Origin of the sequence: Paenibacillus forsythiae T98 (genome assembly GCF_000520735.1) — a bacterium.
GTDB classification, from domain to species: domain Bacteria; phylum Bacillota; class Bacilli; order Paenibacillales; family Paenibacillaceae; genus Paenibacillus_AQ; species Paenibacillus_AQ forsythiae.
On the sequence record NZ_ASSC01000152.1, the window covers coordinates 1 to 384 of the forward strand.

Sequence of the window (384 nt, forward strand, 5' to 3'; positions counted from 1 at the left end):
ACCAAACCGAAAGGTGACGACTCTCATGAAAAAGTCTATCACGATCCCGTTTATTCTTCAATCGCTCCTGACACCGGAAGAAATAGCGACCGTAGCAAAAGCTGCCGGATATCAAGATAAGGCCCGGAAATTTACCCTCTTCACTTTGCTGCAGTACTGGTGTACGGCAGCGGCCCAGGAATGGTCAAGCTACCGTGCCGGATCCGACTGTGCTTCTGCCAGCGGATTGCCTACGGTTCATTATTCCTGCTTTTCCGGAAAAGCGTCCGAAGTCCCCTTTGCCGTGTTTAAGGAACTTTTTCATCTTCTCGTCCGCAAATGTAATCGGGAAACTCGCCGGAAGATCAATATCCCCAAGGAACTGCTGCTGATCGATTCCACGAC

1 pseudogene is annotated in these 384 nt (G+C 50.3%); it reads left to right on the forward strand.

What is annotated here, in order from left to right:
• Positions 1-25: 25 nt before the first annotated feature.
• A pseudogene (locus tag L692_RS0105850) lies at positions 26-384 on the forward strand (IS4 family transposase); the annotation flags it as partial.